Origin of the sequence: Arthrobacter sp. NicSoilB4 (assembly GCF_019977335.1) — a bacterium.
GTDB lineage: Bacteria > Actinomycetota > Actinomycetes > Actinomycetales > Micrococcaceae > Arthrobacter.
Genome location: NZ_AP024653.1, coordinates 1,778,431 through 1,804,874 on the forward strand (window position 1 = coordinate 1,778,431; position 26,444 = coordinate 1,804,874).

Annotated in this window: 22 protein-coding genes; 12 read left to right on the forward strand and 10 right to left on the reverse strand. The window is 62.6% G+C overall.

Going from position 1 to position 26,444, the window contains the following annotated elements:
• Positions 1 to 5: 5 nt before the first annotated feature.
• Together LDO13_RS07930 and LDO13_RS07935 are read right to left on the reverse strand one after the other, a co-directional pair.
• On the reverse strand, positions 6 to 980 hold the full coding sequence (locus LDO13_RS07930; RefSeq protein WP_224049443.1) for an ABC transporter permease subunit: 975 nt from the start codon (positions 978 to 980) through the stop codon (positions 6 to 8).
• Positions 977 to 1,987 (reverse strand): LacI family DNA-binding transcriptional regulator, encoded by a 1,011-nt coding sequence (locus LDO13_RS07935; RefSeq protein ID WP_263422151.1) that lies wholly within the window; start codon positions 1,985 to 1,987, stop codon positions 977 to 979. Before LDO13_RS07935 ends, LDO13_RS07930 begins: the two co-directional genes overlap by 4 nt.
• 3,756 nt (positions 1,988 to 5,743) lie before the next feature.
• Between LDO13_RS07935 and LDO13_RS07945 the strand changes: the two genes are divergently transcribed.
• On the forward strand, positions 5,744 to 5,983 hold the full coding sequence (locus LDO13_RS07945; protein ID WP_224049446.1) for a hypothetical protein: 240 nt from the start codon (positions 5,744 to 5,746) through the stop codon (positions 5,981 to 5,983).
• Between the two features lie 166 nt (positions 5,984 to 6,149).
• Positions 6,150 to 6,890: an alpha/beta hydrolase gene (locus LDO13_RS07950; RefSeq protein WP_224049447.1), complete on the forward strand. Its 741-nt coding sequence runs from the start codon at positions 6,150 to 6,152 to the stop codon at positions 6,888 to 6,890.
• Positions 6,891 to 7,243: 353 nt separating this feature from the next.
• Here LDO13_RS07950 and LDO13_RS07955 read toward each other — a convergent pair whose 3' ends face one another.
• Positions 7,244 to 7,762 carry a cupin domain-containing protein gene (locus tag LDO13_RS07955; protein ID WP_224049448.1) on the reverse strand — a complete coding sequence of 173 codons (519 nt, stop codon included), beginning with the start codon at positions 7,760 to 7,762 and terminating at the stop codon, positions 7,244 to 7,246.
• A 628-nt stretch (positions 7,763 to 8,390) separates the two neighbouring features.
• Here LDO13_RS07955 and LDO13_RS07960 point away from each other — a divergent pair.
• From LDO13_RS07960 to LDO13_RS07970, 3 genes are all read left to right on the forward strand, one after another.
• Positions 8,391 to 9,008 (forward strand): DinB family protein, encoded by a 618-nt coding sequence (locus tag LDO13_RS07960; RefSeq protein ID WP_224049449.1) that lies wholly within the window; start codon positions 8,391 to 8,393, stop codon positions 9,006 to 9,008.
• Positions 9,009 to 10,150: 1,142 nt separating this feature from the next.
• On the forward strand, positions 10,151 to 10,996 hold the full coding sequence (locus LDO13_RS07965) for a hypothetical protein (RefSeq protein WP_224049450.1): 846 nt from the start codon (positions 10,151 to 10,153) through the stop codon (positions 10,994 to 10,996).
• 1,100 nt (positions 10,997 to 12,096) lie between these two features.
• A complete protein-coding gene (locus LDO13_RS07970; RefSeq protein WP_224049451.1) occupies positions 12,097 to 12,969 on the forward strand; it encodes a response regulator transcription factor in 873 nt (290 codons plus the stop codon).
• 388 nt (positions 12,970 to 13,357) lie between these two features.
• Here the strand turns inward: LDO13_RS07970 and LDO13_RS07975 are convergent, their stop codons facing one another.
• A complete protein-coding gene (locus LDO13_RS07975; protein WP_224049452.1) occupies positions 13,358 to 14,251 on the reverse strand; it encodes an SDR family NAD(P)-dependent oxidoreductase in 894 nt (297 codons plus the stop codon).
• Positions 14,252 to 14,397: 146 nt separating this feature from the next.
• The gene (locus LDO13_RS07980; protein ID WP_224049453.1) at positions 14,398 to 15,075 is read right to left on the reverse strand and encodes an NAD(P)-binding domain-containing protein; all 678 of its coding nucleotides are present in this window, start codon (positions 15,073 to 15,075) and stop codon (positions 14,398 to 14,400) included.
• 134 nt (positions 15,076 to 15,209) lie between these two features.
• Here LDO13_RS07980 and LDO13_RS07985 point away from each other — a divergent pair, with 134 nt between their 5' ends.
• From LDO13_RS07985 to LDO13_RS08000, 4 genes are all read left to right on the forward strand, one after another.
• A complete protein-coding gene (locus tag LDO13_RS07985) occupies positions 15,210 to 15,788 on the forward strand; it encodes a TetR family transcriptional regulator (protein ID WP_224049454.1) in 579 nt (192 codons plus the stop codon).
• 118 nt (positions 15,789 to 15,906) lie between these two features.
• On the forward strand, positions 15,907 to 16,452 hold the full coding sequence (locus LDO13_RS07990) for an NAD(P)H-dependent oxidoreductase (RefSeq protein ID WP_224049455.1): 546 nt from the start codon (positions 15,907 to 15,909) through the stop codon (positions 16,450 to 16,452).
• Between the two features lie 166 nt (positions 16,453 to 16,618).
• Complete coding sequence (locus tag LDO13_RS07995) at positions 16,619 to 17,758, forward strand: aminopeptidase P family protein (RefSeq protein ID WP_224049456.1); 1,140 nt, start codon at positions 16,619 to 16,621, stop codon at positions 17,756 to 17,758.
• Between the two features lie 29 nt (positions 17,759 to 17,787).
• Positions 17,788 to 18,441, forward strand: coding sequence for a DUF4304 domain-containing protein (locus tag LDO13_RS08000; protein ID WP_224049457.1), 654 nt, complete (start codon positions 17,788 to 17,790; stop codon positions 18,439 to 18,441).
• 44 nt (positions 18,442 to 18,485) lie between these two features.
• On the opposite strand, the gene LDO13_RS08005 is transcribed toward LDO13_RS08000, so the two are convergent.
• Positions 18,486 to 18,953 (reverse strand): ASCH domain-containing protein, encoded by a 468-nt coding sequence (locus LDO13_RS08005; protein WP_224049458.1) that lies wholly within the window; start codon positions 18,951 to 18,953, stop codon positions 18,486 to 18,488.
• A 174-nt stretch (positions 18,954 to 19,127) separates the two neighbouring features.
• On the opposite strand from LDO13_RS08005, the gene LDO13_RS08010 reads away from it, so the two are divergent.
• Complete coding sequence (locus tag LDO13_RS08010) at positions 19,128 to 19,787, forward strand: Type 1 glutamine amidotransferase-like domain-containing protein (RefSeq protein WP_224049459.1); 660 nt, start codon at positions 19,128 to 19,130, stop codon at positions 19,785 to 19,787.
• Between the two features lie 327 nt (positions 19,788 to 20,114).
• Here LDO13_RS08010 and LDO13_RS08015 read toward each other — a convergent pair whose 3' ends face one another.
• The 3 genes from LDO13_RS08015 to LDO13_RS08025 are packed head-to-tail and all read right to left on the reverse strand — an operon-like array spanning position 20,115 to position 22,153.
• Positions 20,115 to 20,882, reverse strand: a complete 768-nt coding sequence (locus LDO13_RS08015; protein WP_224049460.1) for an SCO1664 family protein — start codon at positions 20,880 to 20,882, stop codon at positions 20,115 to 20,117.
• On the reverse strand, positions 20,882 to 21,436 hold the full coding sequence (locus LDO13_RS08020) for a DUF3090 domain-containing protein (RefSeq protein ID WP_224049461.1): 555 nt from the start codon (positions 21,434 to 21,436) through the stop codon (positions 20,882 to 20,884). The genes LDO13_RS08015 and LDO13_RS08020 overlap by 1 nt, the downstream gene beginning before the upstream one ends.
• 24 nt (positions 21,437 to 21,460) lie before the next feature.
• Complete coding sequence (locus tag LDO13_RS08025) at positions 21,461 to 22,153, reverse strand: histidine phosphatase family protein (RefSeq protein ID WP_224049462.1); 693 nt, start codon at positions 22,151 to 22,153, stop codon at positions 21,461 to 21,463.
• 275 nt (positions 22,154 to 22,428) lie between these two features.
• Between LDO13_RS08025 and LDO13_RS08030 the strand changes: the two genes are divergently transcribed.
• On the forward strand, positions 22,429 to 24,099 hold the full coding sequence (locus LDO13_RS08030) for a phosphodiester glycosidase family protein (RefSeq protein WP_224049463.1): 1,671 nt from the start codon (positions 22,429 to 22,431) through the stop codon (positions 24,097 to 24,099).
• 146 nt (positions 24,100 to 24,245) lie between these two features.
• On the opposite strand, the gene LDO13_RS08035 is transcribed toward LDO13_RS08030, so the two are convergent.
• Entirely contained in the window at positions 24,246 to 24,809 is a 564-nt protein-coding gene (locus LDO13_RS08035; RefSeq protein ID WP_224049464.1) for a dihydrofolate reductase family protein, read from the reverse strand.
• Positions 24,810 to 25,076: 267 nt separating this feature from the next.
• Here LDO13_RS08035 and LDO13_RS08040 point away from each other — a divergent pair, with 267 nt between their 5' ends.
• Positions 25,077 to 25,730 carry an NUDIX domain-containing protein gene (locus tag LDO13_RS08040; RefSeq protein WP_224049465.1) on the forward strand — a complete coding sequence of 218 codons (654 nt, stop codon included), beginning with the start codon at positions 25,077 to 25,079 and terminating at the stop codon, positions 25,728 to 25,730.
• Positions 25,731 to 26,444 lie beyond the last annotated feature (714 nt).

A 26,444-nucleotide genomic window follows, 5' to 3' on the forward strand; every position in this document is an offset into this window, starting at 1 on the left:
CGGCATCACCACAGGGTCGACTGGTTGGCCCGGCGCGCCACCGAGTTGAAGAAAAGCAGCAGCGCCAGGTTGAGGATGGAATTGAACAGGCCGATGGCAGCCGAGTAGCTGAACTGCGCCTGCTGCAGGCCCGCGTGGTAGACGTAGGTCTGGATGATCTCCGACGTCGAGAGGTTCAGGGGGGTCTGCATTAGCAGTGCCTTCTCGAAACCAACGTTGAGCAGGTTCCCAATGGCCAGAATGAACAGCACAGTGATGACCGGCATGATGCCCGGCAGATCGATGTGCCGGATGCGCTGGAGCTTTGAGGCGCCGTCGACCTTGGCCGCGTCGTGAAGGGCGGGATCAATTCCGGCCAGAGCCGCCAGATACACAATCATTGAGAACCCGGCGTTTTGCCAGACATCCGAGAGGACGTAGATGGGACGGAACCATTCCGCGGATCCCATAAAGAAGATCGGCTCGCCCCCGCCCAATTGGATCGCGTTGTTCACCAGACCGGATCTGGGGGATAGGACAACAAACATGATGCCCACGACCACGACCGTGGAGATGAATGCCGGCGAGTACAGCACTGTCTGGGTGAATTTCTTGAACTTTTCGCTTTGGAGCTGGTTGACCAGCAACGCCAGGATGATCGGAACCGGGAAGGCCACCAGCAGACCCAGAAGCGCGATCCACAGCGTGTTTCCGATGACCTGGCCGAACTGGTACGAGTTCACAAACCTGATGAAGTGGGTCAGACCCACCCAAGGGCTGTCCGTGAAGCCGTCCACCGGGTTGTAGTTCTTGAAAGCGATCTGCACTCCGTACATCGGCCAGTATTTGAAGACCAGAATGTAGATAATCGCAGGGGCTAGTAATACGTATAACTGCCAGGCCCGAAGAATTCGTTTCAGCCGAAGCGAAAAAGAAATCCTTCGTTGCGGCTGGGGTGCCGCGGCCGGACGCCGGCGTCCGGCCGGGATAATGCGGCTCATGGCATCTCCTTTGGATGTGTCACTGAGTTGCGTTCAATAAGAGGGCACTCCATCAGCTCGACCCGGCCATCGGGTTCCGCGCCCTGGAGGATCAGGTCAACCGCGCGCCGGCCCATGGCGACGAACGGCAGTTCAAGGGTGGTAAGTCCCGGGCGAAGGTGGGGCGCCAGGGTCGACTGGTTGTCGAAGCCCACGATGGATACATCCCCGGGGATCGAAAGGCGCAGCTCTGAGACGGCTTGATACGCGCCCCAGGCCGTCCGGTCGTTCGCGCAGAAGATAGCCGTCGGCGGCTTCGCCGCAGTCATCAGCTCCATCGCGTACCGGTAGCCGTCTTCCTCATTGCCCGCACCGAACCGGATGACGACTGGGTCCAACACCAGTCCGGCTTCCTCAAGCGCCCGCGTGTAGCCCTCGTAGCGGCCCACGGCAGCTGGGAGCCCACTTTCCAAAGTCTCGATGTTGATGAGTCCAACCCTGGAATGCCCGGCCTCCAGCAGGCGCCGCGTAGCTACATAGCCACCCCGCACCTCATCGGGAGCTACGCTCGGAATGCGGCCCGCGCGGTCCTGGGAATTCAGCACCACCGACGGAACGCCCGCCAGCACTTCGGGGACTTCGAGCCGCCGGTGGTACATGGCGGCGTAGACCACTCCAGCAACTTTGTAGGAGAGCATGGTGTCCAGCGATGCGGTCTCAAGTTCCTCGTCGCCGCCGGTGTTCACCGTGAGCAGGAGGAGTCCGTCCTCCCAGGCCCGCTGCTGCGCGCCTTCAATGATGGCGCCGGCAAAAGGCGAAGTGGCCACGGAATCGCCGATGAATCCGATCATGCCGGCCACGCCTTCGCGGAGAACCTTGGCGTGGGCGTTGGTGCGGTAGCCGAGCCGGTCCACGGCGTCGCGTACCCGCTTGCGAGTGTCCTCGGAGAAGCGCGATCCGGAGGCGGAATTCAGCACGAGCGAGACAGTGGCCTGCGAGACGCCGGCGGCAGCAGCGACGTCATGCATTGTCGGTCCTGACTTTTGCCGTGATCCAGCCATGGGCACCTCCTTGGGCCAATTACATTGGTGGGTTATTCGTATAACTTGCTAAACTGTAGCCTGAGTCACACGTGGCGTCAACGGTGCGGGAAGTTGTGAGGGCGGGCGGGGGAGATTTCTCCTTCGCGAGTCAGCCGCCGGTGGCGCGGGGGCGGCTATATGGCATTCGAGTACTGAATCGCCATAGTTGCTGCAAAGAGCCCCTTCCCAACCGGGCGAGCTCGCCCGGTTGGGGGCCCCGAAGCGTGCAAGGAAGCGGGTGTGCACAACGTGCACACCCTGGGCTTAGGATCGGGTCGTACTGGTGCCGGACTGGGCCGGATCGCGGAGGTTTGCGGGGGAGTGGCGGAAATTCAAGGGCTGGAACCCGGTTCGAGTCCCACCTCGGGCACGTGTTTTCCCTGTTCAGGGGCTTGTGAGCCTCTGAGTGTGCACAGACTGTTTACTGATGGGCCCCTCCGGGGCCTATTTTTGTTGGTGTGCCGTTGCTGTGGCCGGCGGCTCCTTCTCGTGGTTCGGGCAGCGGTGGCGCTGTTTACTCGTTCATGGCCCGGGGTGCCGCCAGCTGCATGACTGGACGCTGGCTGGGGGAGCGGTGCTGCCTTTGCTGGTTTGCATTTCTTGATGTCATGACTGTTCGTGGCGACGTTGCCAGGTAAGCGCATGACTTGATACGTCTTGTTGACGGTCAAGCGGCTAGCGCTTCCTTGAGCCGAGGTGTGCCGGGTCGGCACCGGCGAGTCCCTGGTCCGTGAACGTCTTCTCCGACGACACTCCAAGAGCAACCAGGGGCATTCTTCCGGGCGGTAAGGTCTTGGTCGTTCGAGGATACGAGGGCGTATCCGATGGGGGCCCGGTCATGGACTTGTATGTATTTGAGTTCGACGTCTCCAGCAGGTATCCGCTTTCTGGCCTCGATCAAGCAAGGAAATGGTCTCAAACCCTCCGCCCGTTCGGCCGGCACGGGCAAAAACATTATCCCGGCGACTAAAGGCTGGCGATGTGTCCAGCGTGGTCTCCACCGGGATCCCTGGATTTCGGTTTTCCCCACACTTCTTCGCCGGGCGTGTGTCTCAGTTTCACCGCTCCAGTGGAGACGAGTATTCATCGCTCTCTCCCAGTGCCAGTAGGGATGCGATTGCTTTTGATGTGGGGTCATTGTGGGAGTTCAGAAGCCAGGAAACCGTTGCCACGGAATCAGTAGGCGCAGCAGCAGTTCCACGTCGGGCGGCACTCATCATGGCTGCACTTACTTCCTTCCTATATCGCTCCCACAAAATTTCACTATGAAGCGGACAGGCAAGTTCCATCGGTCGAGCCGCTAGCCGGTCAAAGGTAATTAGTCCAAACGGGTCGTGATGAGGCGATAACTTCACGCCTGTCTCACCGCAGCCAGCAACGGGACACTGATTCGAAGTATTCATTTCCATTGTTCCTCTCTTGCAGGTACTTCGTGAATTGTCAGCGATGGAACATTTCATCGTCCGGCGCTCATCGGGGGCACTTCACTGTTCGGGGCTTGAACCGGCGGATCTACTGGTCACGCCGCCGGACGTGGAGGCCGCGGTTTCAGAGGTACAGGCTTGCGTCGACAGCAACCTGTCTGGGGGACTGGAGGGAGTAGGTGCTTGCGCAAAGTTATCATTGAGCCTCACATCTTTAGCCGGTATAAGTGCCGGTCCTCTTTCGGCTAAAGGTCTCGCCGCTCGCCACCGACGCTCCGGTAAGGCGCGGTCGCCGTCGCGTTCGCGGCGACTCCGGTTTGAACAATGGTGGGCTCGCCGACTGTGTCCTCCGTATGGATCGCCTGAGGAATTTCTGTGCGGAACGGTTAGAGGTCCCCGGATGTGCACGGAGCGGGAAGTTGTCGTATTTGGCGACACACCGCCCTGACGGCGCTTGGCCCAGTCCTCGTTGTCCCGTCGTTGTTGTTCCCTGCTGTTTGTGACCTAGCCAAACCGAAGCGACCATGAGACCCAGTGCGGATTGTCGTGAGCGGGCTCCGCAGTTCGTGGCTGGCATTGGAGATGTGGCTGACTTGTGTACGGATCGTGTCCACCTGGCGCGGTGAACGCCCGACGAGGAAATGCACGGACAGGCCCACCACGGCCAGCAGTAACGGCATGGCGGTCAGTAAGAATCCGTGGACAATCCGGACCGTGTCTGATTGGGGCTGAATGGTCCGGCAAGCCAGAACCCACTACTTGCTGCCTTCGACTTCGACGTCCAACACCACAAGGTAGCGCTCGTCGGCGTCCCCTAGGAGTCCGGGTGCCGATAAGTTTTCGGTCACGATCTGCTCCGCAGCAGGTCTGAGGGAACTCAGCGGCGCCTCAATTGCCTGGGCTCCGACGCCGCGATAACAATTCCCCTCTTGTCGAGGATTTGCACCAAGGGGTCTTTAGTTACGGTGCCGGCGAAGTACTCGAGACGAGCGCCGACTCCAGTCTCTGGAGCAGCAGTTATCCTCTGGTCAGCACGGCGACGGCGACGGCGACGGCGGCCATGGCCGCGACAGTGGACTGCCATCGGAGTCCACGCCGCACGCCACGCTTTCGCCGTGGTTGCTTCAGTCCCCTCCCCGGAAGCGCAGCGGCGGGCGACGGATTCGGTTGAACCATAGTCCAAGGATTCAGCCTGAACCGTCCCGATGCGATGAGAGCCTAGGCCGGTCTCAGGTTCCCCTCAGGAGCCCGGCCGCATTATGGAAGGGAACTGGATGTGGAATGACCAAATGCGACACGAGAGAGCGCCGGACGATGTTGATGAATGTGGTGTACGGCGGGTTACGCCGCCTCTGTCGTCAACGAGTTTTCTGATCGCTTGTTCTCCGTCCGGGCGCTTCGGACGAATTGGGTGAATGCAGGGTTGTTTCCATTGGAATTCACATTTTTTGCGTATCAAGCTGCGAATAGAACGAACCAGGGCGTGTAGGTCCTCGTGGGATTGCGAGAAATCATGAGCACAAAGTGGGGTTTTGCCGCGATCGTTGATAGTTTGCGTAATGACAGTGCGCCCCAAACAAATGGCGGCGCTGGCCTCGAAAAGACTGGAAATTACGGCAGAATAACCAGCGCTAAAATGCTCACTTTTCAGCCCACAAAAATGGCTCACTTTCGACCATCGCTGACAATGCACGAAGTACCTGCAAGAGAGGAACTATAGAAATGAATACTTCGAATCAGTGTCCCGTTGCTGGCTGCGGTGAGACAGGCGTGAAGTTATCGCCTCATCACGACCCGTTTGGACTAATTACCTTTGACCGGCTAGCGGCTCGACCGATGGAACTTGCCTGTCCGCTTCATAGTGAAATTTTGTGGGAGCGATATAAGAAGGAAGTAAGTGCAGCCATGATGAGTGCCTCCCGACGTGGAACAGCTGCTGCGCCTACTGATTCCGTGGCAAGGGTTTCCTGGCGTCTGAACTCCCACAATGACCCCACATCAAAAGCAATCGCGTCCCTACTGGCACTGGGAGAGAGCGATGAATACTCGTCTCCACTGGAGCGGTGAAACTGAGACACACGCCCGGCGGAGAAGTGTGGGGAAAACCAAAATCCAAGAGTCCCGTTGCAAACGACGGCGCAGTTTTCAGGTTCCGCTGACGTGCAGGGGTTCGCCTCTTTTACGCGGCGACCCGTGCCTTGTCGGCATGATGGAGCACTCTTTTCTCGGAACGAGATGGATCTAAGACGCTGCCGTTGATCCCGTCTATGCATCCGCCTTGGCGGCCAGCATCCTGACCGGCCAGCCCCGGGCCGACCAGTACTTCGAGGTCGATGGGACGATGGAAATAATTCCCGAGTCCGTCCATCTGCGGAGCGCCGGAAACCCCAACGCCAGAGTTCCCGTCATCGGCTCCACAGTTCCCGACAGCACAGGCGAAGTGACAACCATCCATGCAGGAAACCTGGAGATGTCAGTCCGTCGGTCACTCAACCTCGTCGGAAGCCCCCAGAGCTAAGGACCCTTACAGCCAATTGGGACCAACAGACCACGCCAGTGCAACTCGCATCGTCGATCCAGACCTGAACGGCCGGTGATTGCCCCGTCCGAGGTTCCACTAACGGACCGGCTTGCGGGCCTCATCGCCTCGCCTGTGCGATCAACCGCTCTGCGATGATGGCCGGATGTACGTCAACGTGGACGAGGGCAGCGATCCGGTTCTAATGATTCACGCGGCGGGCGTGAGCGGATGGATGTGGAGACCCCTGCGCGAACTGCTGGGGCCGACCATAAAAGCCATCGTCCCAGACCTCCCAGGATTCGGCCGTAGCGCAGCACAGCCGTACCTCTCGCATGAAGACACCGTGCGAGGACTCACCGACGTCATCGAACGCCATGCCCCGCAGGGAGCCCACGTCGTCGGCTTCTCCATGGGAGCCCAGCTCGCGATCCTGCTCGCTTCCGAGCTACCCCGCCTTGTGCGGGGCGTCGTCGTCGTCAGCGCTGAAACAAAACCCGCTCCCTTTCCCGGACCTACGCTGGCACTGCTCAGCCTGGCTGCCCCGCTCGCTCGGCACAGGCGGTTTGCGGCGGCCCAAGCACACCAGCTCGGTATCCCCAATCGCCTTGTGGACGACTACTTTCATGACAGCGCCGCAACGACTCGCGAAACCCTCCTGTCTAGCGTGAGCGAGAACATCCGATTCACGCTGCCCGCGACATGGAGCGACTATCAGGGAGCCGTCGACGTACTGGTTGGAGCGAACGAACGAAAACTCATGCACGAATCCGCCGAGCTGACCGCTTCGGCGCTTCCTGGCAGCACTCTTCGCACGGTGCAGGGCGCTGCACATGACATCCCGTTCAGCCAACCCGGCGTTATCGCATCCACGCTTCACGGCCAGATCATCGGATTCACCCCCTGACCGCGCATCACCACGGACCATTCACGGGCGGACTCAGGAGCAGCAAGGCGTGACAAAAAGCTCCGCGAGAACGCTGCCACTTACCGCTGCGATTCACATCGGGAGGCGCATCGCTATTTTCAGAGCAGGCGGTCTCCGGTGTTTTACTTCAGTTCGTTCGTGGTCCGACGTGGCTGCGGCAGGGTGACCGCCGTCCTTCCCGCCGGGACGGACTCGAATCTCACGGTCGGTACCTGGACCATGACCGAGACCCGCCCGAACCTCACCAAGGCACGACGCTGGCACCCGGATTTCGTAAGCTGCCTCCTCGCCCGCACCGTGACTGGCGGGGCGTCGGCACGGGGGAATGTGGGTCAGCTAGTGAGCGGCGGCCCGATGATCTCGATGTTGTGGCGTGCAGCGATCGCGGTTAGTGAAGGGCCGTCGATGGGTTCAGGTTCCGGCAGTTCCCTGCGCGCTGCCGGCGCTCCTGCCTCGGCGGCGAAGCTTTCGAAGCCGGCCGGGACAGTGATCACGAGGGAGCGGAAGGACTCTTCCGGCCCGGCGAGAAATGTGTGGGTGGAACCTTGGGGAAGAAAGACGAAATCGCCCTTTTGCACGGTGAAGCGATGCCCGTCGCTCTCGAACAGGGCCGTGCCCGAAATAATGTAGAAGGATTCGTCCTCAACCAGATGCCGGTGCATCGGTGGCGCGTAGCCGGCCGGATGGAGTATCTCCACAATGGTCAGCCGCTGCTTCGTCTCCGGGCCACCTGCCTTGACCATGACCAATGCATTCGTGAACCACAGGGCGGTCCCCTCGTCGGCTGCAAGTTTGTACGCCCGGCCCTGCAGGCCGGTGGCCGGCGCGGTCGTATCCTCTATCCTGTCCATGACACTCCTCAGCTTGGAAGTGCCTGCAATGCTACTCAGGATCCCGAACCGATCAATGCCGTGCAGCTTCCTGGCGGTCCGTAAGAGAGCGAAGATGACGGCATGCCCGTTACCGTGCGGTCGGCCTATTGCCGGCAGAAAATTCGACTGATCGACTGAACAGGCTTTCCGTCGCAGCCATCATCCTCGCTTTGATCGCCGCTTCCGGCGTCTGGATTTTTGGAACTGCCGTCGTCGCCGTCTTCGCCGTGGGGTGCGGGCATATGGCGCTCAGCCAGATCGGGTCGAAGGGTTCGCGGCCGCGGTCTGGCTATTGCGGCCCTGGCCATTGGTTACGGCATCCCCACATTCGCATTGATTAACACGCTGATGTTCAATCCCGGCGCGATTCAGCAGCTCGTTAGTTAGCCTCGCTGCCGGTCGACTCTTGTCTTCATTGTCGAGCTAGGCCTCATTGCACAGAGTCACCGCGGCCGTGTCTGCCCGAGTCACTGCCTGACTCGAGTTGTCCCGCTGAGGGATCCCTTGGCGGGCACTTGGTCGTGGACAGCCAGCAGATGCCCCGAAAGCGAACATCGACCGTGCGTAGGCGCCTAACGGTATCTCGTGGGCGTATAGGCTACGTGCCATGATGACCAACCAGCGCCTCAAGCCACTGCTCGAGCAGTACGACTGGGCGACGGGACGACTTCTCACTCGCCTCGCCGGGCCCACCAGCAACTCGGGTGATGACAGCGACGTCGAAGTACCGGTACTGACGGACGCCGAGTACCTCTGGGAACCGGTCGCCGCGTGCTGGTCGGTACGGAGGCGCGCCGATGGGCCCGGACCGGGCGCCGTCAAGCTCATTGGCTCGGGTGAGTGGGGGCGAGACGGCGCCCCCGAAAGTCCGTGGCCTACGCCCCTCACGACGATCGCCTGGCGGCTTGACCACATCTCCGAGACGCTGTTGGGCCGATCCAACCACCTCGGGGGCGACCGAACGTTCGATCGAGCGACGTACGAATCACGACCAGATGCAGCGGGCGCTATCGAGAGGTTCCGACAGGCCGCAGCCGACTGGCGCCGGGTACTACTCAGCGTCGATGAGTCCGACTATGACCGGACCGGGCTAAGCAGCTACCCGTACGGCAGCGACGCCGAGGAGACGTTTCCGTCGATCGTGTGGTGGGAGAACCAGGAGATCCTGCACCACGGAGCCGAGATCGCGCTGCTCCGCGATCTCTACGTTCACCACGCTCAGTAGCGACGAGCGCGCACAGCGGACAGCTCAGCTGGCGGAGTCTCTACGTAGTCGGCAATTCCATGAATGTGTCCCGCGTCGTAGAGAATTTAACGTCATCTCGTGCACGAAATGATAAAGAGGATTATGTCCGCATCGGTGCATAGGTGCCCGCAAGCCGATCCTCAAACGGACGCACATTTGCGATGCATTCCGCCTTGCTCGCCGGGACATGCAATCGAGATGCTCGGGTTCTTGACCGCGCACAGCCACAGAATGCTTTGTGCAGACCCTGGGCTTCGGATCGGATCGGGTCGTACTCGTGCCGGATTGGGCCGGATTGGGCCGGATTGCGGAGGATTTCAGGCGAGTGGCGGTATCTCAATGCCTGGAACCCGGTTCGAGTCCCACCTCGGGCAAGTATTTTCCCTGTTCAGGGGCTTTTTGGTGTTTTTTCGTGTGGACAGTGTCCACACTCTTGCCTCTGATCTGATGTTCCGGGTGTGTGGGGTCCCGGGTAGACCTATTCGGTTGTGGGGGAGCGGCCGGCTACGGCGGCCCGCGTACCGCCTTGTGCGGCCTCTGCTGGGTGTTCATCCTTGTTCGTCCTTCCGTTGGGTTTTCGCGTTCACCAGTTCATGGTGGCTAGGGCCGCGTACAACATGACTTCTGCCTTTGCCCCCGCAGTCCTGCATGAAGAGGGGTCGGAGCGAAAACTCTGGACCAGCCGCAAACCCAGGTCCAAGTAGAGAACAAAAGCCATTCTTTTGTTGATTTCGGTGCCGTATGGCGGAAGCACGGCGGCCGTGCAAAGCGAACACTCGGCATTCAAGTGGATTCCTGGAGGATGCCCAGCCGCAATCGCTGTCTTGATGACGTCATCGCCATGGTCCTTACCAGGTGATTCGGTTACCCGGGCCAGAGGCATGGCGAGGCAAACAGCGTCCGGGGTTGTTCTACACTCGAAAAAAGGGACATACAGGGCGGACCGCCCGATATGCCCGAAGTGGTACACACTGCAACCCCCAACGAAGGGAGGCCCCATGCGCCGCAACCGTGTTATCGCTGGGGTTTCCGCGTTCCTCTTAGGCGTCACTTGTCTTTGGGTCGTGTCCCTCTCCATCGGCGGTCGGATCACTGATGTTCGGATCGCTGCTGTCGGTGACATGAACGGCGTCAGGAACTACGCGCCTGATAGCCCGTCCGGTCGGAACGGTGCGGCGATCACCCGGCTCGTGCAGAACAATGAGATTGACGCGTTCCTAGGGCTCGGGGACTTCCAATACGACGCCGCGTACTGCGCTGACTACGTGAAGTACTGGACGCCGCTGTGGGGTGGCACAAAGCCCAAGTTGTACTGGGTGTCCGCACCCAACCACGACTGGCAACCCGGCCGCAACGAAGACCTCGGCAACTTCATGAATGGCCAATGCCCGGGGTCTACGGCGAAGGCTGCGATCAACCAGCAGCGTGGGTTCATCGGGAACGGGAAACCGTACTCGAAGGACTTCGGGAACTGGCACTTCGCGTTCCTGTCGTCCGCGCACTGGCGGTTCAACCCCTCGCAGGCTCGGGCGTTGACGACGTGGCTGGACAACGACCTCGCTGCTGCTAAAGCGGCGGGTAAGCACCTGGCAGTCGTGCACCATGAACCGTACTTCACGTCGAACACGAGGGAGCATGACCGGGCCTCTGACCACAAGCCGTGGATCGACGTGATGTGGAAGCACCGGGTCCGTCTGACCCTGTCAGGGTCACAACACAACTACGAACGCTCATGTCCGGTGAACAACGCCGACCAGTGCGTCAGTGACGGGATGACCGCGTTCCAGGTTTCCACCGGAGGTATCGATCTGCGCCCCTTCACCAACAGTCCGTCGTACATCGTGAAGCGGTTCAGCGACACCCACGGGTTCCTTCGGATGACACTCCGAGACGACGGGTCTTTCGACTGGAACTTCGTTCCCACGTCGGGGTCGGGCACGGACGCAGGGACGCGTTCCGCACCGTAGTCAAGGCCACCGCCAAGCCCTCGCAGACCAGGGGCACCATACTAAGCGACCGGGCGGCCACCGTCCTCATAGGCGTAGTTACCTCAGTGTTGGCAGGCAGTGCCCTCGCCCCGATGGAACTCAAGGACTGGTTCAAGCCCTTCAACAACTCCTGCGTTCCGGCCTTCGTACGCTGATCACGAAGCCGCACTCCCCTCCTTCCCAGTGCTTTTCAAACGCCGAAAACCGGCCTTCCGTCAGCTATCAGATGTGAGGTCAACTGTGAAGACAGGGTGCGAAATCGGTCGTGCGAGGTTGTGAGCGGCGTCATGCAGAAGGTCGCCCATTCAGTGCCGTGATGCGGCGAGCACTGCCCCCGGGGTTAGGCGAGCACGCGGGGAGGGGATTCTGAGGGGAACGCCTGGTCATGCGGCTCTCGACGCTGCCGGCCATGAAGGGATGAACGGAGGTGGAAGCGTTATGAGAAGCCTAGCGACCGACAGCCCTGGTCTGCCCAAGAGCCCGCAATGAGCGAGGGCATGACCAGGTTGCTGCCGCACGTGGAGTCCTACGGCTTCTTCAACTTTGTCGAGACAGAGAAATGCCGCACGCCGTCATTGCGGGGTGCGGCTGGGTGCCTTTAGCGGGGAGAATTGGGGGCGTGGACAGTGTCCACACTCTCCAGCCTCTGATCTGATGTTCCGGGTGTGTGGGGTCCCGGATAGACCTTTTCGGTTGTATGGGGGAGTGGCCGAATAAGGCGGACCGCGCACCGCCCTGTGGGCTTCTGCTGGGAGTTCATCCTCGTTCGTCCTTCCCTTGGACCATCCCGTTCACCAGCCTCTGGGCCCATGCTCCGAACGGCGCCGCCTACACTCCCGTTCCGGCGCCAGCTATGGGCCCGGCTGCCTGACGTGACGGCGCCGGCCGGCTGACCGGACGCTATTGGTATAGGAAGCTTTTAGGTCTAGCGTCAGGAGGGAAAGGGCCTGTGTGCATGAATGCGCGCCGGCAGCAGTCCGGATGGAGGTTCCGGGTTCGCCTTCGAGTCGGTGGGGCAGGCTCTAGGGATTCACTAACAACGCCTTCGGAGTCTCACAGGCGAAAGATACGGAACAGCGATGATGGCTGACCCGGAAGTCCGCCCACACGACAGCTACGCCGGCCGTGGCGTGTATTTGGTGGACGACCACGAGGTCATCAGGCGAGGTCTGCGCCAACTGATCGAGTCCGATGGTCTTTGCATCGCCGGGGAGTCAGGGGCCGCCCGCGAAGCAGTGCGGCGGATCCCTGCCCTTCGCCCGGAGCTGGTGATCCTGGACGATGATCTTCCGGACGGTTCCGGTGCCGACGTCTGCCGGGCCATCGCAGCGGCCGACCCGGGCATCCGGTGCGTGCTGATGACCGGGGACAGCGACGAAGCCGTGCTGATCGACTCCATCCTGGCCGGCGCGTGGGGGTGCCTGTCCAAGCAGGATGACAGCAGCGAACAACTCAGGCTCATCCGACGGGCCCTGGCCGGGCACACCGCGTACAGTGGCTGGTTCCATCCGGTGCTTCTGGCCCCGTGCCCCCTGCTAGGGCACGCACGGGCGGATGACCGTCTCCTGAGCCTCTCAAGGCAGGAAATGACTGCCGCCATTGGCATGGGAAGAGGACTGAGCAACCGCCAGATCAGCCAGGAAATGTTTTTGGCAGAAAAGACCGTGAAAAATATGGTCTCGTCCATCCTGATGAAACTCGGCATGACGCGCAGAACCGAGGTCGCAGTTCTCGTCACCACAACCCTGAATCACCCCGAGCACCCCGACGATAATGGCTACCGGTCCAGCCGGTTCCCGAATCTGATCCCCGAGGTCACGGCCGCGCTGCTGAACTGCACCAGCGAGACTCGCACCATGCCCACTGTCGAAGAACAAGCAGGGGACGCGGACCGGCTTGCCGACGCCCTTACCGCGACCCGGACCGGGCTGACAGTGACCCGGCCCCACTAAAGGCCGCACTTAAGGAGCCCGGACCACCGCACGCGGGATCATGGCGGTGAGGGATGTCTGTCGAGCACCGCAATTCTTCGGATGTACTCACCGTGTCAGGTTGCGATACGGAATCCTCCGTAAACGGGCTGCCCGCGGGTACCTCGGCGCCGTCCGGCTAGTGATTGTGCTGTCCGCGGAACGGGAAGAGGTTCGAAGAACGGCGAAGTTTCGCTGACGGCGGCAGCAGAGACGCTGCCGATCAGCTCCCTGAACTCGCGCCGAAAAGTCGGACCCGGATGAGCTTCGTTGGCTCGCTGCCAACGGCACCAGCGATGCCGCTGACATTTTCGCCGAGCCTATCGATGAAGGCTCCGCCGACGACGCATGGGGGTCCGCCAGGCACGACTCACTGCAGCCCTGCCAGTTGCGAGCATGCGTCCCAGAGGCGTTTACGGGCTTCAGGGTTCGAGCCCATGCCGGGCGTGGGGAGTTCCTTGCGCTTTGACCAGAGCTTGCCGGATACACCGGCTGTTTCCTGTGACGTGGCCAGCCAGAGGGCCGTGTCCGCCGCTTCTTCCGCGGTCGCGCCAAACGTGTTGGCGAGCAGGCGGAAGGGGCCGCCGACGTCGTGCAGCAATGACGTGTTCTTGACGAGTCCCGGGTGGACGGCATTGGCCACGACGCCCGCGCCTTGGAGGCGTTCAGCGAACTCCTGGGTGAGCAGAACCCGGGCGAGCATAGTCGGCGGTGTCGATCGGAGGTAGCTGTACCTGCCCGTGGCGGTCTGCAAGTCATCGAAATTGAGTTTGGTGTTGCCGTACTTGGACGCGATATTCACAATGCGGCCCACGCGAGCCCCCTCGGCGTGCTGGTTGGCAGTCTCCGGGATTGCCTCCGTTGCGCCGGCACTTTTGAGAGCGTCCAGCAGCAGGTTGGTCAGCACGAAGTACGCCATCACATTGGTGGCGAATGTGAGTTCCAGCCCGTCAGGAGTCACATGGCGGTCCTTGCGAAAGACGCCCGCTGAGTTGACCAGCACGTCCAGCCTGCCATGGCGGGACAGGAACTCGGCCGCCGCCGTGCGGATCGAGGACTGCACCGAGAGATCGCAGGCCAATGGCTCCAGCAGGGCGCCCGGAACGAGCGTCCGGATGGACATTACCGCCTCTTCCGCCCGAGCCGGGGACCGGCCCACCACTACGACCAAGGCACCGTCGCGCGCAAGGCCCGCTGCCACTGCTTGTCCCAGTCCGCTCGCCGCACCCGTTACCAGCGCCACTGTCCCATCCATGGAACCCATATGTCTTCGCCTCCTCAGGCATGTCCTTCTCCCAAACACGTTGCCATGCATAGCTGCGGCGCCCGCCGCGGCCTGCCTCGGCGGGCCACCATCACAGCACAGCGGTCATGTGCTGCTTCCGGTGTTCTGGCCAGTGGGCCGCGGGATCAGCGGACGATCTTGAAGTTGAAGGCAGGCGTACCGAGTGCACCCCAGAGGCGAAGCCAGACGGGGAGAAGCATTTCGGTGCCGCGGGCAGTGGTGATGTCGCCGAGGTCGATGACATCCTGGTGGCCGAACTCCTTCAGCAGTTCCGTGACGGTTTCCTTGGCGGCGGCGTCGTTCCCGGAGACGAAGACAGTGCTGGCCTCGGGAAGGCTGCCCGGACGGGCCATCAGGTCGGCGTTCAGGGTGTTGAGGGACTTGACCACGCGGGCGGTGGGGAAAGCGCGCTGGATTTGCTCGCCGAGGGAATCGGTGTCCTTGACGAACAGGGTCGGCGGCATGCCTTGGCTGAAGTCGAGCGGGTTGGCGATGTCCAGGATGACCTTGCCGTCGAGGTGTTCAACCCCTGCCTGGGCCAGGACGTCCAGGGATGCAGCGCCGTTGGTCGCGTTGACAACGAGTTCGGCTCCGGCCGCGGCGTCGGAGAAGCCGGCCAGAGTGACGCCGGGGTTCTCTGCAGCCCAGTCGGCGAAAGGCGCGTTGCCCATGGGGTCGGCCTCCGTCCGGGCAAGCGTGGCCTCAGGATCGCGGGTGCCGATGATGACACCGTGGCCGAGTTCAACCAGCCGCGCGGCGATCGTGCGGCCCACAGTGCCGGTTCCGAGAATGGCGGTCTTCATAAGTTGATCTCCTGTTGTCGATGAGCCTGGATCCGATGTGACGGATCATTCTCGATCAGTTTGTGACGGATCGTTCCGTCTGTCAAACTGGAAGCAGTAAGACCTCTGGAGAAGTTCAATAGGAGTAAATTTTCGTGGCACGCAAGACTGGCGAAGAGAACCGGCGCAACGTTCTCGAGGTAGCGACGCGTTTGTTCTACCAGCGCGGCATCCGGGCGGTCGGGATGGACACCGTGGTCAAGGAAAGCGGCGTCGGTAACGCCACTGTTTACCGCCAGTTCCCCACCAAGGATGCCCTCGCCACCGCCTACGTGCAGGGCCGCGCGGACGCCTGGTTCGAGCGTATGCGGCAGGCAGCCGAAGAATACCCGGCCCCACGGGACAAGCTCATCGCCGTCTTTGAGGTACTCGCGGGGGACACCGCCGGCGCCTCCTACCGCGGATGCCCGATGCTGAACACCAACACCGAGTTCCCCGATGGGCAGCATCCGGCACACCTCGCGGCCATCGGGCACAAGCGGCAGGTACGGGAGTGGTTCCGTACCATCGCCGTCGACGCCGACGTGCAGGACCCGGATCAGCTCGCGGACGAATTGCTTATCGTCCTCAATGGCGCCTACGCCACAGGCGCTGTGCTCGACGGGGCAACCTACGGCCAGCGCGCCCTGGCCATGGCCCGGCGAATCGTCGACGACGCCTGCCCCCGTCTTTAGCACCCCCTGCCAGCTGCCCGTGCTGGCAGCCAAAGCTCAATGCGGTGCTGGCGTCCGCCACATCAGCACGGTTCCTCCGAACCGCCTCGACCCACTTCCGAAAGATGCACGCCTTTCCATGACCCCGCACCGCACACTCGTCATTGTCGCCCACCCAGACCTGGAGAAATCGCGGATCACGGCCCGGCTCACCGCAGCGATCAGGGACGTGGAACACGTCACCGTTCATGATCTCTCCGCCGTCTACCCGGACCGGCGCGTGGACGCCATCAGGGAGCAAGAACTCCTGAGCGGGCATGACGCCATCGTGTGGCAGTTCCCTTGGCACTGGTACTCCGTGCCCGGCGTGCTGAAGGAGTGGATGGACCAGGTCCTCACCTACGGTTTTGCCTACGGTTCCGGCGGGGACGCTTTGCGCGGCAAACGGCTGAGGCTGGTCATTTCAACCGGCGGTCCCGAATCCTCCTACACACCCAGCGGGCATAACCGCTTCACCATGGCTGAACTCCTGCGCCCACTTGAAGCCACCGCGCACCTTTGCGGGCTGCAAATGGAAGAACCCTTGGTCCTGCACTCTGCGCCCGGCGTCACGGCCGCGGAACTGGCGCAACACGCAGCGCGCTACCAGGAACTGCTTTCTGCCGTCCCCGCCGCCGCACGCTGAGCCCAGCGCGTGACTTGACCACCTCGATCGGACGTTCTCCCTAAGCATCCGGCGGCATAGGCGTGCCGGAACCAGTGCGGCTGGCAAATTCCATCATCACCCTAAGGGGAGCGGCTGTCCTGGCGATGGGTTGACCGGTGGATGCCCGCGCACGACAATGCGAAGCATGAGTGATCACCGCAGCCTTTCCGAGCCGGCTCCGTTCACCGCCCAAGACTTCGCCGAGAGGTTGCGGCGAGCAGCCCACGCCGCCCAGGATGCCGGGCTCGACGGCATCCTGGTAACTCCCGGACCGGACCTGCTGTACCTCACGGGGTACGCACCCGTGGCGATCACTGAGCGCATCACAATGCTTGTGATCCCCGTCGACGCGGAGCCCGCCATGATCGTTCCAAGGCTCGAGAGGCCCGACGCGGAAGCGGCCGCCGGCGCCTCGATTCTTAGGATCACCGACTGGACCGACGGGAGCGACCCCTACACGGCGTCGGCGACGCTGATGGCCGGCACCGGACGTTATGCCGTCTCTGACTCGGCCTGGGCCATGCACCTCCTGGGCCTGCAGGATCGACTGCCCAAGTCGTCCTACGTCTCGATGACGACCGCCCTGCCGATGCTTCGGGCGATCAAGGACGACGACGAGATCGCGCGGTTGGCGGCGGCCGGCGCGGCCGCGGACCAGGCGTACGAGGAGATCGTCACCGTGCGGTTCGCTGGGCGCAGCGAGACCGACGTCGGCTCTGATCTCGCCGACCTACTTCGCCAATTCGGGCATTCGCAGGTGGACTTCACTGTCGTCGGTTCGGGTCCGAACGGAGCCAACCCTCACCACGAGATCGGTCCGCGGATCATCGAGGACGGCGACATGGTGGTGCTCGACTTCGGCGGCCTCAAACACGGCTACGGATCAGACACGACGCGGACCGTGCACGTCGGCGAACCCAACGCCGAGGAGCGCGAGGTTCACGACGTCGTCAGACACGCACAGCAGGCCGGATTCGAGGCCGTGCAGCCAGGCGTCGAGTGCCAGGAGATCGATCGCGTGTCCCGTGCGGTGATCAATGAAGCCGGATACGGCGACTACTTCATTCACCGCGTCGGGCACGGAATCGGACTGACGACTCATGAGCCGCCGTACATGGTCGAGGGCGAAACCCAGCTCCTCCACCCAGGCATGTGCTTCTCGATCGAACCCGGAATCTACCTGCCGGGTAGGTTCGGCGTAAGGATCGAGGACATTGTGACGGTCGTTCCCGACGGCGGACGGCGACTCAATCAGACCTCGCACGAGATGAGAATCGTCCACTAGTTGGCCCCCGGGCATGCGATTGTTCCTATATGACAGTTCAGGAAGCGCTAAAGGTTGCGCTGAAAGAGATGCTCGGTACCTGCGCCCGGAGCCACGGCTTTAAGGGCACAGCTCCGACCTGGCGGAAGTCGACGCCTTCAGGCGATTGGGCCGTCATGAACGTGCAATCCTTATCTTTTAGTTCGGCGGAACATCTGAAGTGCGTAATCAACCTGGCAGTCGCCCCCGAGCCTTGGCTGCGCTGGAGTCGGGTGAAGTTGGGCGCCGGAATGCCGAAGTCGGTCACCGAATCCCTTGGCCTCTATCGCGAGCGGCTTCATCCGGAGGGGGCGGCACCGGGCCGGGATGTCTGGTGGGAGATGAGGGATGCTGTTTCCGTTACGTCCGCAGTCGCGGGCATGGCCATCCAGTTGGACGTCGCGGGCTGGCCAGTTCTCGACCGGTTGCTGAGACCGGAGAGCATGCTCGAACAGGTTCGAACCGGGAACCTAGGAATTTGGAAGCGGTCGAGTTCCGGCGTTCTCTTCGCCCGAGCTGAGGCCCTACTGCTGATGGATGGCGGCCCGAGCCCCGAGTTAAACGAGCGCTTGCAGTTTGCGCTCGAAAACTGCATGCCACAGCAGCGGGAGAACGCCCTCGAATTTGATGCCTGGGTGCGGGAACAGGCGAATCACGCCGACTGAATACGGCTCCTCGAAGGCCCCAAACAGCGCCAGTTAGCGATCCTTTACCGTGCACTCAATAGGCCGGACTTTGCTGGGAGTCTAGTGCTGGACGGGACACAGAAGCGCACTAAAACAACTTCCGTCGACTCCGAGACCGTAAAGGTGGGATCACGCATGACGGCACGAAAGGCGGGGCTATGCCAGAATTCCTCGTGGCCTGCACGCCAGCCGGAGACTGTCTGGTAACCCTCGCCTTCGTCGACCGCGTGAGCTGCATCAACGGCGTCAAGGGGCACTACGCGAACCTGGGTAACTTCCGTGATGCAGACGGGCCGCCCTGTCGAATCAACGACCACGCCGCGTTCGCCAACGACGGGCAACGGCTGGTCGTCTAGCTCGTATTGGACGGCCAAAGAGGTCGTGCTCGTCTTCCGTCCGTCAAGGATTGCGCCAACGAGTGCATCTCGCAGGGGGCCCGGAAACCCGTACTCCTCGACCGGTAGACCAGCAATTTCGTTTGGAGACAGCATGCTGAAAATCCTAAGCTGTCCGACGTGGAACTGTGGACAAAGTTTGGCTGGGTGTGTACGTATTGAAGGGCCGAGCACGAGACGGGCGTGCCTACCGGATCTGTCGGTGAGTTCCAGCCCGTTCCCGGGGCTTCGGGCACATCCACTATCCGCGCGCGAAATTTGGGGGCACGTTTGAAGCTCTTGCTTACCTCAGGCGGCGTGACGAACCCGAGCATCCACTCGGCGCTCGTGCAGCTTCTCAACAAGCCGGTCGCACACTGCCACGCCCTGGTCGTCCCGACAGCGCAGTGGGGTCACCCGATGTGCGGACCTGCATCGGTGCGGGGCCTCCTGGCTACCGAGCCCGACTCCCGTCACTTGTCCGGCCTGGGCTGGGCGTCGCTCGGCGTTCTCGAACTCACCGCGCTGCCCACCATCGGCGCGGAGCGGTGGGTCCCCTGGCTTCGGGAGGCCGACGTGCTCTTGGTCGACGGCGGCGATGCGACGTACCTCTCCCACTGGATGCGGGAGTCAGGGCTGGCCGACCTGCTGCCGTCACTTCCCGACACGGTGTGGGTGGGAGTGAGTGCCGGAAGCATGGTGGTGACGCCCCGGATCGGGAAATACTTCGTCGAGTGGCCATCCGCTCCGGATGATCGGACGCTGGGGGTGGTGGAATTTTCGATCTTTCCGCACCTGGACGCTTTCCCGGGCAACACCCTGGCCCACGCAGAGCGGTGGGCCGACGACCTCGGCGGCCCGGCCTACGCCATCGACGAACAGACAGCTATCAAGGTGGTCGACGGCGCCGTCGAGGTGGTTTCCGAAGGACAATGGAAGAAGTTCGGGTGATAGGTGCCCAGCATTTGTGACCTCGCGTGGCTTTTGTGAACAGCAGGGACGGGACGAACAGGGAAGGTCTGCAGCGAAACGGGCAGGTTGGGACTGCCCCGGGTTTTGTTGACTCCTGGACCTAGCGAGCGAGGCCGCGAATTCCCGGTGACAGTTGATGACGCTCCCATCGCCCAGACCTTCGGAACGGAGGTTTGCCGGCCGGGGCCTGGTTCCGAGGATAATCCCCAGCCGAGCTCGCGCTCAGGCAGGATGAGCTCCGTCGCTACCCTAAGATCCATGCGATCAACGTGACACAGCCTGCGAAGCCCGCAGCCGCAATTTCCCTTAGAACAGCGGCCAGGGTAAGGCCGGCATCTCACCGCTCGGAGCCGGAAACCGCCCTGCCAGGCGCAACCGGGCGCAGCGCGCGGCGAGCGATGCGATTTCTTCGGCGCTGAGCAAATCCGCCAGATTTCGTCCCAGCCCACCTTGGAGTCCTTCACGGACGCGATCTATGCCGTCGCGTTCCTCGGCGGTCAGAGCGTCGCCCAGCCATCCCCACAGCACCGTGCGCAGCTTGTTGTCACGGTGAAAGGTGAGCCCATGGTCCACGCCGTGCCGGTGTCCGTCCGTCATGGCAAGAATGTGGTCGCCTTTGCGGTCGGCGTTGTTGACGACCATGTCGAACACCGCCATGCGTCTGAGCGCTGGCGAGTCTTCGTGGACGAGGGCGACCATCTGTCCGGTCTCATCTCGTCCCTCGAGAATTTGTTTCCAGCCCGTCTCCGGCACCAGGTCCGTCGCGACCAGGCTCACAGCGCTTTGGGCGGGGTCCTGCTCCTGCCAGAGCTGCACCATTCCTTCGCCCAGGGGACCATCGCGCAGCCAGGTGTGCGGCACCACGTTCCAGCCGAGGGCCTGCGAGACCAGGTAGGCTGCCACCTCCCGGTGAGCCAGGGTGCCGTGGGGAAAATCCCACAGCGGACTTTCGCCTGCTATCGGTTTGTAGACGACCACGACGTCGCCGATGCTCCCCAAAAATGTGGCGTTTGACGCCGTCGTGATGCGGCCGGTGAGCGTCAGCTCGGCGGTCACGAGGTCCGGCGCTGGCATCAGACCTCGGGAAAGGTGCAGATGTGCCCGTCGGCGTCTATGGGGTAACCGCAGAGCGGACAAGCCGGACGCCCTGCGCCCACGATCTCCCGGGTGCGCTTGGCGAACGCGCGGGCGGTGCCGACCGGCATCCGCACCAGCAGCATTTCGGGCTCATCAGCGCCGTCCTCATCCTGCGCTGCGTCGTTGTCATCAGCATCGACATCGGTGATGGGGTGGGCCTCGATTACGACCTGGGCGGTGGTTGGGTCCCAACCTAAGCTCATGGCGCCGGTGCGGAACTGCTCCTGAACGGCCTCGAGCTGGTCATTGTCGACAAGTTCGACGGGGGTGCTGGTGGGAACGCTGAAGGGGTTGCCTTCGACGGTGATGAGCTGGTCGAGAATTTCGTCGATCTTATCTGCGAGCAGAGCCGACTGCTGCTTCTCCAGCGCGATACTCACGATCTGCTTCCCTGCGCGCACCTGCAGGTAGAACGTGCGCGCCCCCGGAAGGCCAATGGTGCCGACGACGACCCGATCAGGCCAGGCAAACTCGTGAACTCGTGTAGGCATGTCAGTATTTTAGGCACATGTGGTTCATGGCGCCCTTAGCCCTGCACCGCCGCCCACCGGCGCATCGCCAGAGTGGATGCCGTTTGACAGCCACGACAGATCACCCGCGTCGGTGTTGGTCGCGTAGACGCTCGGCCGGCTAGCGCCGTAGCGCACGATCGATACCGAGGCGGGGCCCACGTTAATACGCTGGAACAGGTCAAGGTGCATGCCCAGCGCGTCGGCGAGGATTGACTTGATGATGTCGCCGTGGCTGACCGCCACCCACACGGCCCCCGGCCCGTACTCGGCCTCGAAGGCTGCATCGTGGCGTCGAATCGCTGCCACCGACCTAGCCTGCATCGCAGCCATGGGTTCACCGCCGGGAAAGACGACGGCGGACGGTTGCGACTGCACAACCGGCCACAAATCCTCGGTCGCGAGATCACTGAGCGTGCGGCCCTGCCACTGGCCGTAGTCGCACTCGGTGAGATCCGGTTCGACCGGCGCGTGCGGCGTGCCGGCCTGGCGATCAAGGATGAGCTGGGCGGTCTGCTGACAACGCTCAAGAGGGCTCGACACCACCCCGGCTAGAGGCACGGCCGCGAGCCGGTCTCCGGTCAGAGCCGCCTGGTCCCGCCCGATCTGGTCCAGACTGACGCCGACGGCCCGACCGGCCAGCAGCCCAGTGGCATTTGCCGTGGTGCGGCCGTGCCGCACGAGAATAACTGTCGCCATCCACCCAGCCTAACCACCCGCTCGACGGCGGTGTGAACCGTACAGGGCCGCGCGTCGAACAGGCAGACAAAGCACTGGCGGAACCCTTGGTGTAGACGACTTATGAAGCTGCCAATCCGGCGCGGCTGGACGTTTGACGTTTTCGAGACTGTCGTCCGGTTACGCGAACAACACCGAAGCGGGTGTGAGATCCGCCGTGAATAGATGGCGAAGACGCCGTGAACGGCGGCGTGTGGGTAGGAACGCGCGTCCCTAGGCGCCGTAGCGTCGCGGTCATGATCACACCCAATCATCCTTTCCGCAGAGCTTCCATGGCCGCCGCGGCCGTAGCCCTGCCGGTTGCATTCCTTGCCCCCGCCGGCGCCTCTTCAGCGGCACCGGGCACCGCACATCAGACTGCTGCCGTCGCGCCGGACCCATCCGCCAAGCTCGACCTGGGCGCTCCCGGCCTCCCCGAGTCCCGCACCGTCACGGCCCTTGCCCCAGGCCTCACTCGGACATCCATCACCCGGGGAACCCCCAACCAGGACTTCTTCTGGACCGCTGAGGTTGCCGTACCGTCCACCTCCCCGGATCCGGACGCGCCGGCGTCAGCACTGTCCACGCAGGCGCAGGCCCAAAAGGTCGCCGACAAGCTCATCGCCGCGGGCGTCGTCGCCCGCGTCGAACATGTCCAGTCACCGCAGCTGGCCGACGCCGGAGGGGATCTCGGCTACCGCGTCCGTGCTGGGCATTTCACGGCCAAAGCCGGCGGCTCCGCCACTGTCGCCCAGATCCAGTCGGCCGGCTACAAATCCTCGGTGATCTACAGCGGCTGGGATGGCGACGAAGGCTCCAGCGAGAACGACCACGGGCTCTGGAAGCTGGAGGTCCTCACTATCGACCCCAAAGAATTCCGAGGCGACCTTACTTCCTCGTTCGGTCCCAACCTCGAAGACCGGGAAACGACCAGCCAGCTCGCGGACGCCTCGGGCGCCCTGGCTGCGACCAACGGCGGCTACTTCGTTATGGACCCCGCCGCCGGAGCCCCGGGCGATCCCGCAGGCTCGGCAGTTCAAGCTGGCAAGGTCCTCAGCGAGCCCGTCGGGGACCGGCCCTCCCTAGTTATCGATGCCAAGAACGAGACCTCCATCCAGCGGCTGCACTGGCACGGAAAAGTCACGGCCTCCGGGAAGGCTGGAGGGCTCTCCCTGGACGGCTTGAACCGGGTGCCGGGCCTCATCCGCAACTGCGGCGGCACCGATGACACCCCAACGAACCTGCCGCTGCACGACTTCACCTGCACGGACGTGAACGAGATCGTGGCCTTCACCCCGGAGTTCGGCGCCACCACCCCGTCCGGTCCCGGGCTTGAAGCCGTCCTCGACGCCCAGGGCACGGTCACTGCCGTCAACAACAGCCGGGGAACCGCCGTCCCGGCCGGCGGCCACACCCTGCAGGCCGTCGGGACGGACGCAGACAAGCTCGCCGCCCTGGCTGAGCCCGGCTCCAGGCTGACGGTCGACACGGAGCTCATCAACGACGGCGGAAAGCCCCTCAGGACCAGCCCCACCACCGACGTGGTCAACGGCGGACCGACACTCGTCGAAAACGGGGAGCTCAACGTGACTGCCAAGCGCGACGGCATGGTCCGCGCCGGCGACAGCAACTCCTTCTTCTACGGGTGGGTGCACAAGCGCAACCCGCGCACCATTGCAGGAGTTGACGCCCAAGGCCGCACGCTCCTGGTCACAGCCGACGGGCGCCAGACGACGTCCCTCGGACTGAGCATCAAAGAAGCCGCCGACGTCGCCCGCTCGCTCGGGATGGTCAACGCCATCAACCTCGACGGCGGAGGATCAACAGCCATGGTCCAGGGCGGCCAGGTCGTAAACTCCCCGTCTGATACGGCCGGTGAACGCCCGGTCGGAGATGCGCTCCTCGTTCTTCCCGGCCGTAAAGGCTAGGCCCGGTCAATCCCCGCCCACGGCACCCGTTGTCGTTGGTGGGGACTTGCGCGTCAGCCCAGCAGGAACTCGCACCAGAGCAGGTAATGACCTGAGATCCGCCAGGACACTTCGCTGCGGGTCAGGTCCCGGAAGGCTCGCCGTGCTCAGCGCCTCGTCTCGTACCGGGTCAGGACCACACCATCGGGAAACGTCCGCGTCTCCACCAGGTTCAGGTTCACCCAGCTGTCCAGCGATGTGAAGAACGGAGTGCCGCCGCCCACCAGGACCGGATGGGTGGCTAGCGCGTATTCGTCGATCAGCCCGGCCCGCATGGCAGCCCCGGCGAGCGTTGCGCCGCCGACGCTGATCGGGCCGCCGTCCTCGGCCTTGAGCCGGGTGATCTCGGCGACCGCGTCGCCGGTGACCAGGCGGGTGTTCCAGTCGACCTTCTCGATCGTCGAGGAGAACACCACCTTTGGCGTGTCCCGCCAGTTCCGCGCGAACTCAATCTCCGCCGGGGTGGCGTTGGGCTGCTGGTCGCCAGTGGGCCAGTAGGAGCTCATGGTCTCCCAGAGCTTGCGCCCGTACAGCGACAGGCTGCTAGCCCGCTCCTGGTCGAGCCACCACTGGAACAGTTCGTCGCTCGGCCCGCCCCAGCCGATGTCGTCGCCGGCCGCGGCGATGTAGCCGTCCAGGGTCAGATTCATGCCGTAGATCAGTTTCCGCACGGCGCCAGCCTTCCGTCTCGTAGTGGTCGAAGGCGTCATTGAACTCTGTCGTCCCGCATATGATCGGCAGCGCCCTGTCCCTCATGGAGCCACCGTAACTGCCCATGATGTGGATGCCATAGCCTTCGGCACGCGTTTCAGCTGCCCGGTGGAGTTTCCTTACGGGCGCTGCGGGTGGCAACGATGAGCGTCCTAGAGAAGTGACGGAGTTCAAGCCCTGGGCGCGTGTCTTGGGTGGCTACTCGGTTGTCCTGGGACATTTCAAGCATGACCACGCGCCAGTTCCCATTCCGCCCAAAAACCAGCGGAGAGCTGGAACAGGGGGATATCATTGCGGTTCCTTGCGAGAAAGGGCGTTGTTTCGTGCGCCAAGATGGCAGCATGCCTCTTGACGATCTGCTCGCCAGCCTCCAGGAAGTTCCTGAATCAGGTTCGCGTGACGCGTATCTTCGGTTCCTGACCATTGCCGGGGACGCGGCGTTGCGTCGCGATGGCGGCCCGGAGCATGTCACAGGGTCCTGCTTCGTCTTTTCACCTGCATTCGACCGTATTCTTCTGTGCTTCCACCGCAAGGGGCAGTTCTGGGTGCAGTTCGGCGGTCACATCGAGTCGAAGGACGCATCGGTGGCGGAAGCAGCACAAAGGGAAGCCCGCGAGGAGTCCGGAATTGTCGACGTTGTCCTGCTATCTACCGCGATCGTTGATCTTGACCGCCACGATCTGCACGCGGGATTCTCATGTGCCGCCCATTGGGATGTCGGATTCGCTGCAACCATCGACCCTGATGTGGAGATCGCCGTGAGTGATGAAAGCGAGGACGTCCGATGGTTCCCAATCGACGAACTGCCCGATCAGGTACCTACTGGCTTCGTCGCGCGCTTGGAACACGTCCGGCGTAGGTCAATCTCACTGATTGGCTGACGCGTCGGCTGGGACGGTCGTCGTCCACTCGGATTCTCAGACGCTACCGTGGACATCGTTCTCCCTCAGACGTTGAGTGTCCCGGTCATCCAATCCTCGAGGTAACGCATGACGGTCGGCGCGACCCACACCCGGCTGTCATCCACGTGGTTCCAGACCGGAAATAGGCGTTGTCCTCAGCGATTCGGTGGGCGGTCCAAAGCAGGCCCAGCCCGTACTCACCCTCGTACCATTCGTTTCTGCCAGGAGTTGCCGAAGTTGGTCAGGGAGCTTGTACCCGAGTTGGGCTTCACACTCTAGATGTACTGCCCAGGCAGGATGGATCAGGCCTCTCACGGGCCCGCAGTCATGGGCAATAACGGTGCTCGGCACGATGATGTCCGCCCTGCATGGTTTGGGTACGTGCTTTTCCACTCATCCGGGTTCGAGTGTGACTACTGGGTTTACTACTAGCTACTACTTGTCTTACGTCCGCACTCTTGTTGGCGTCAGCGGATCCCCGGTACAGTTCGACCACCATCCTTCCTAGCGATGTCACCCGCTTTCTCGGTCGAGGTTGGCTCCGGCAGCCGGATATATCAAATACCTAGTAGAAACACCGATAAAGATGAAGGCTACGAGTGTTCGGGCGTTGCCAACTCAGCAGAGTCGACGTGGCATGATGTTCCGGCGTAAATGCGTAGCTGCTGCATCGTCCATTCTGATTTTGTCTGC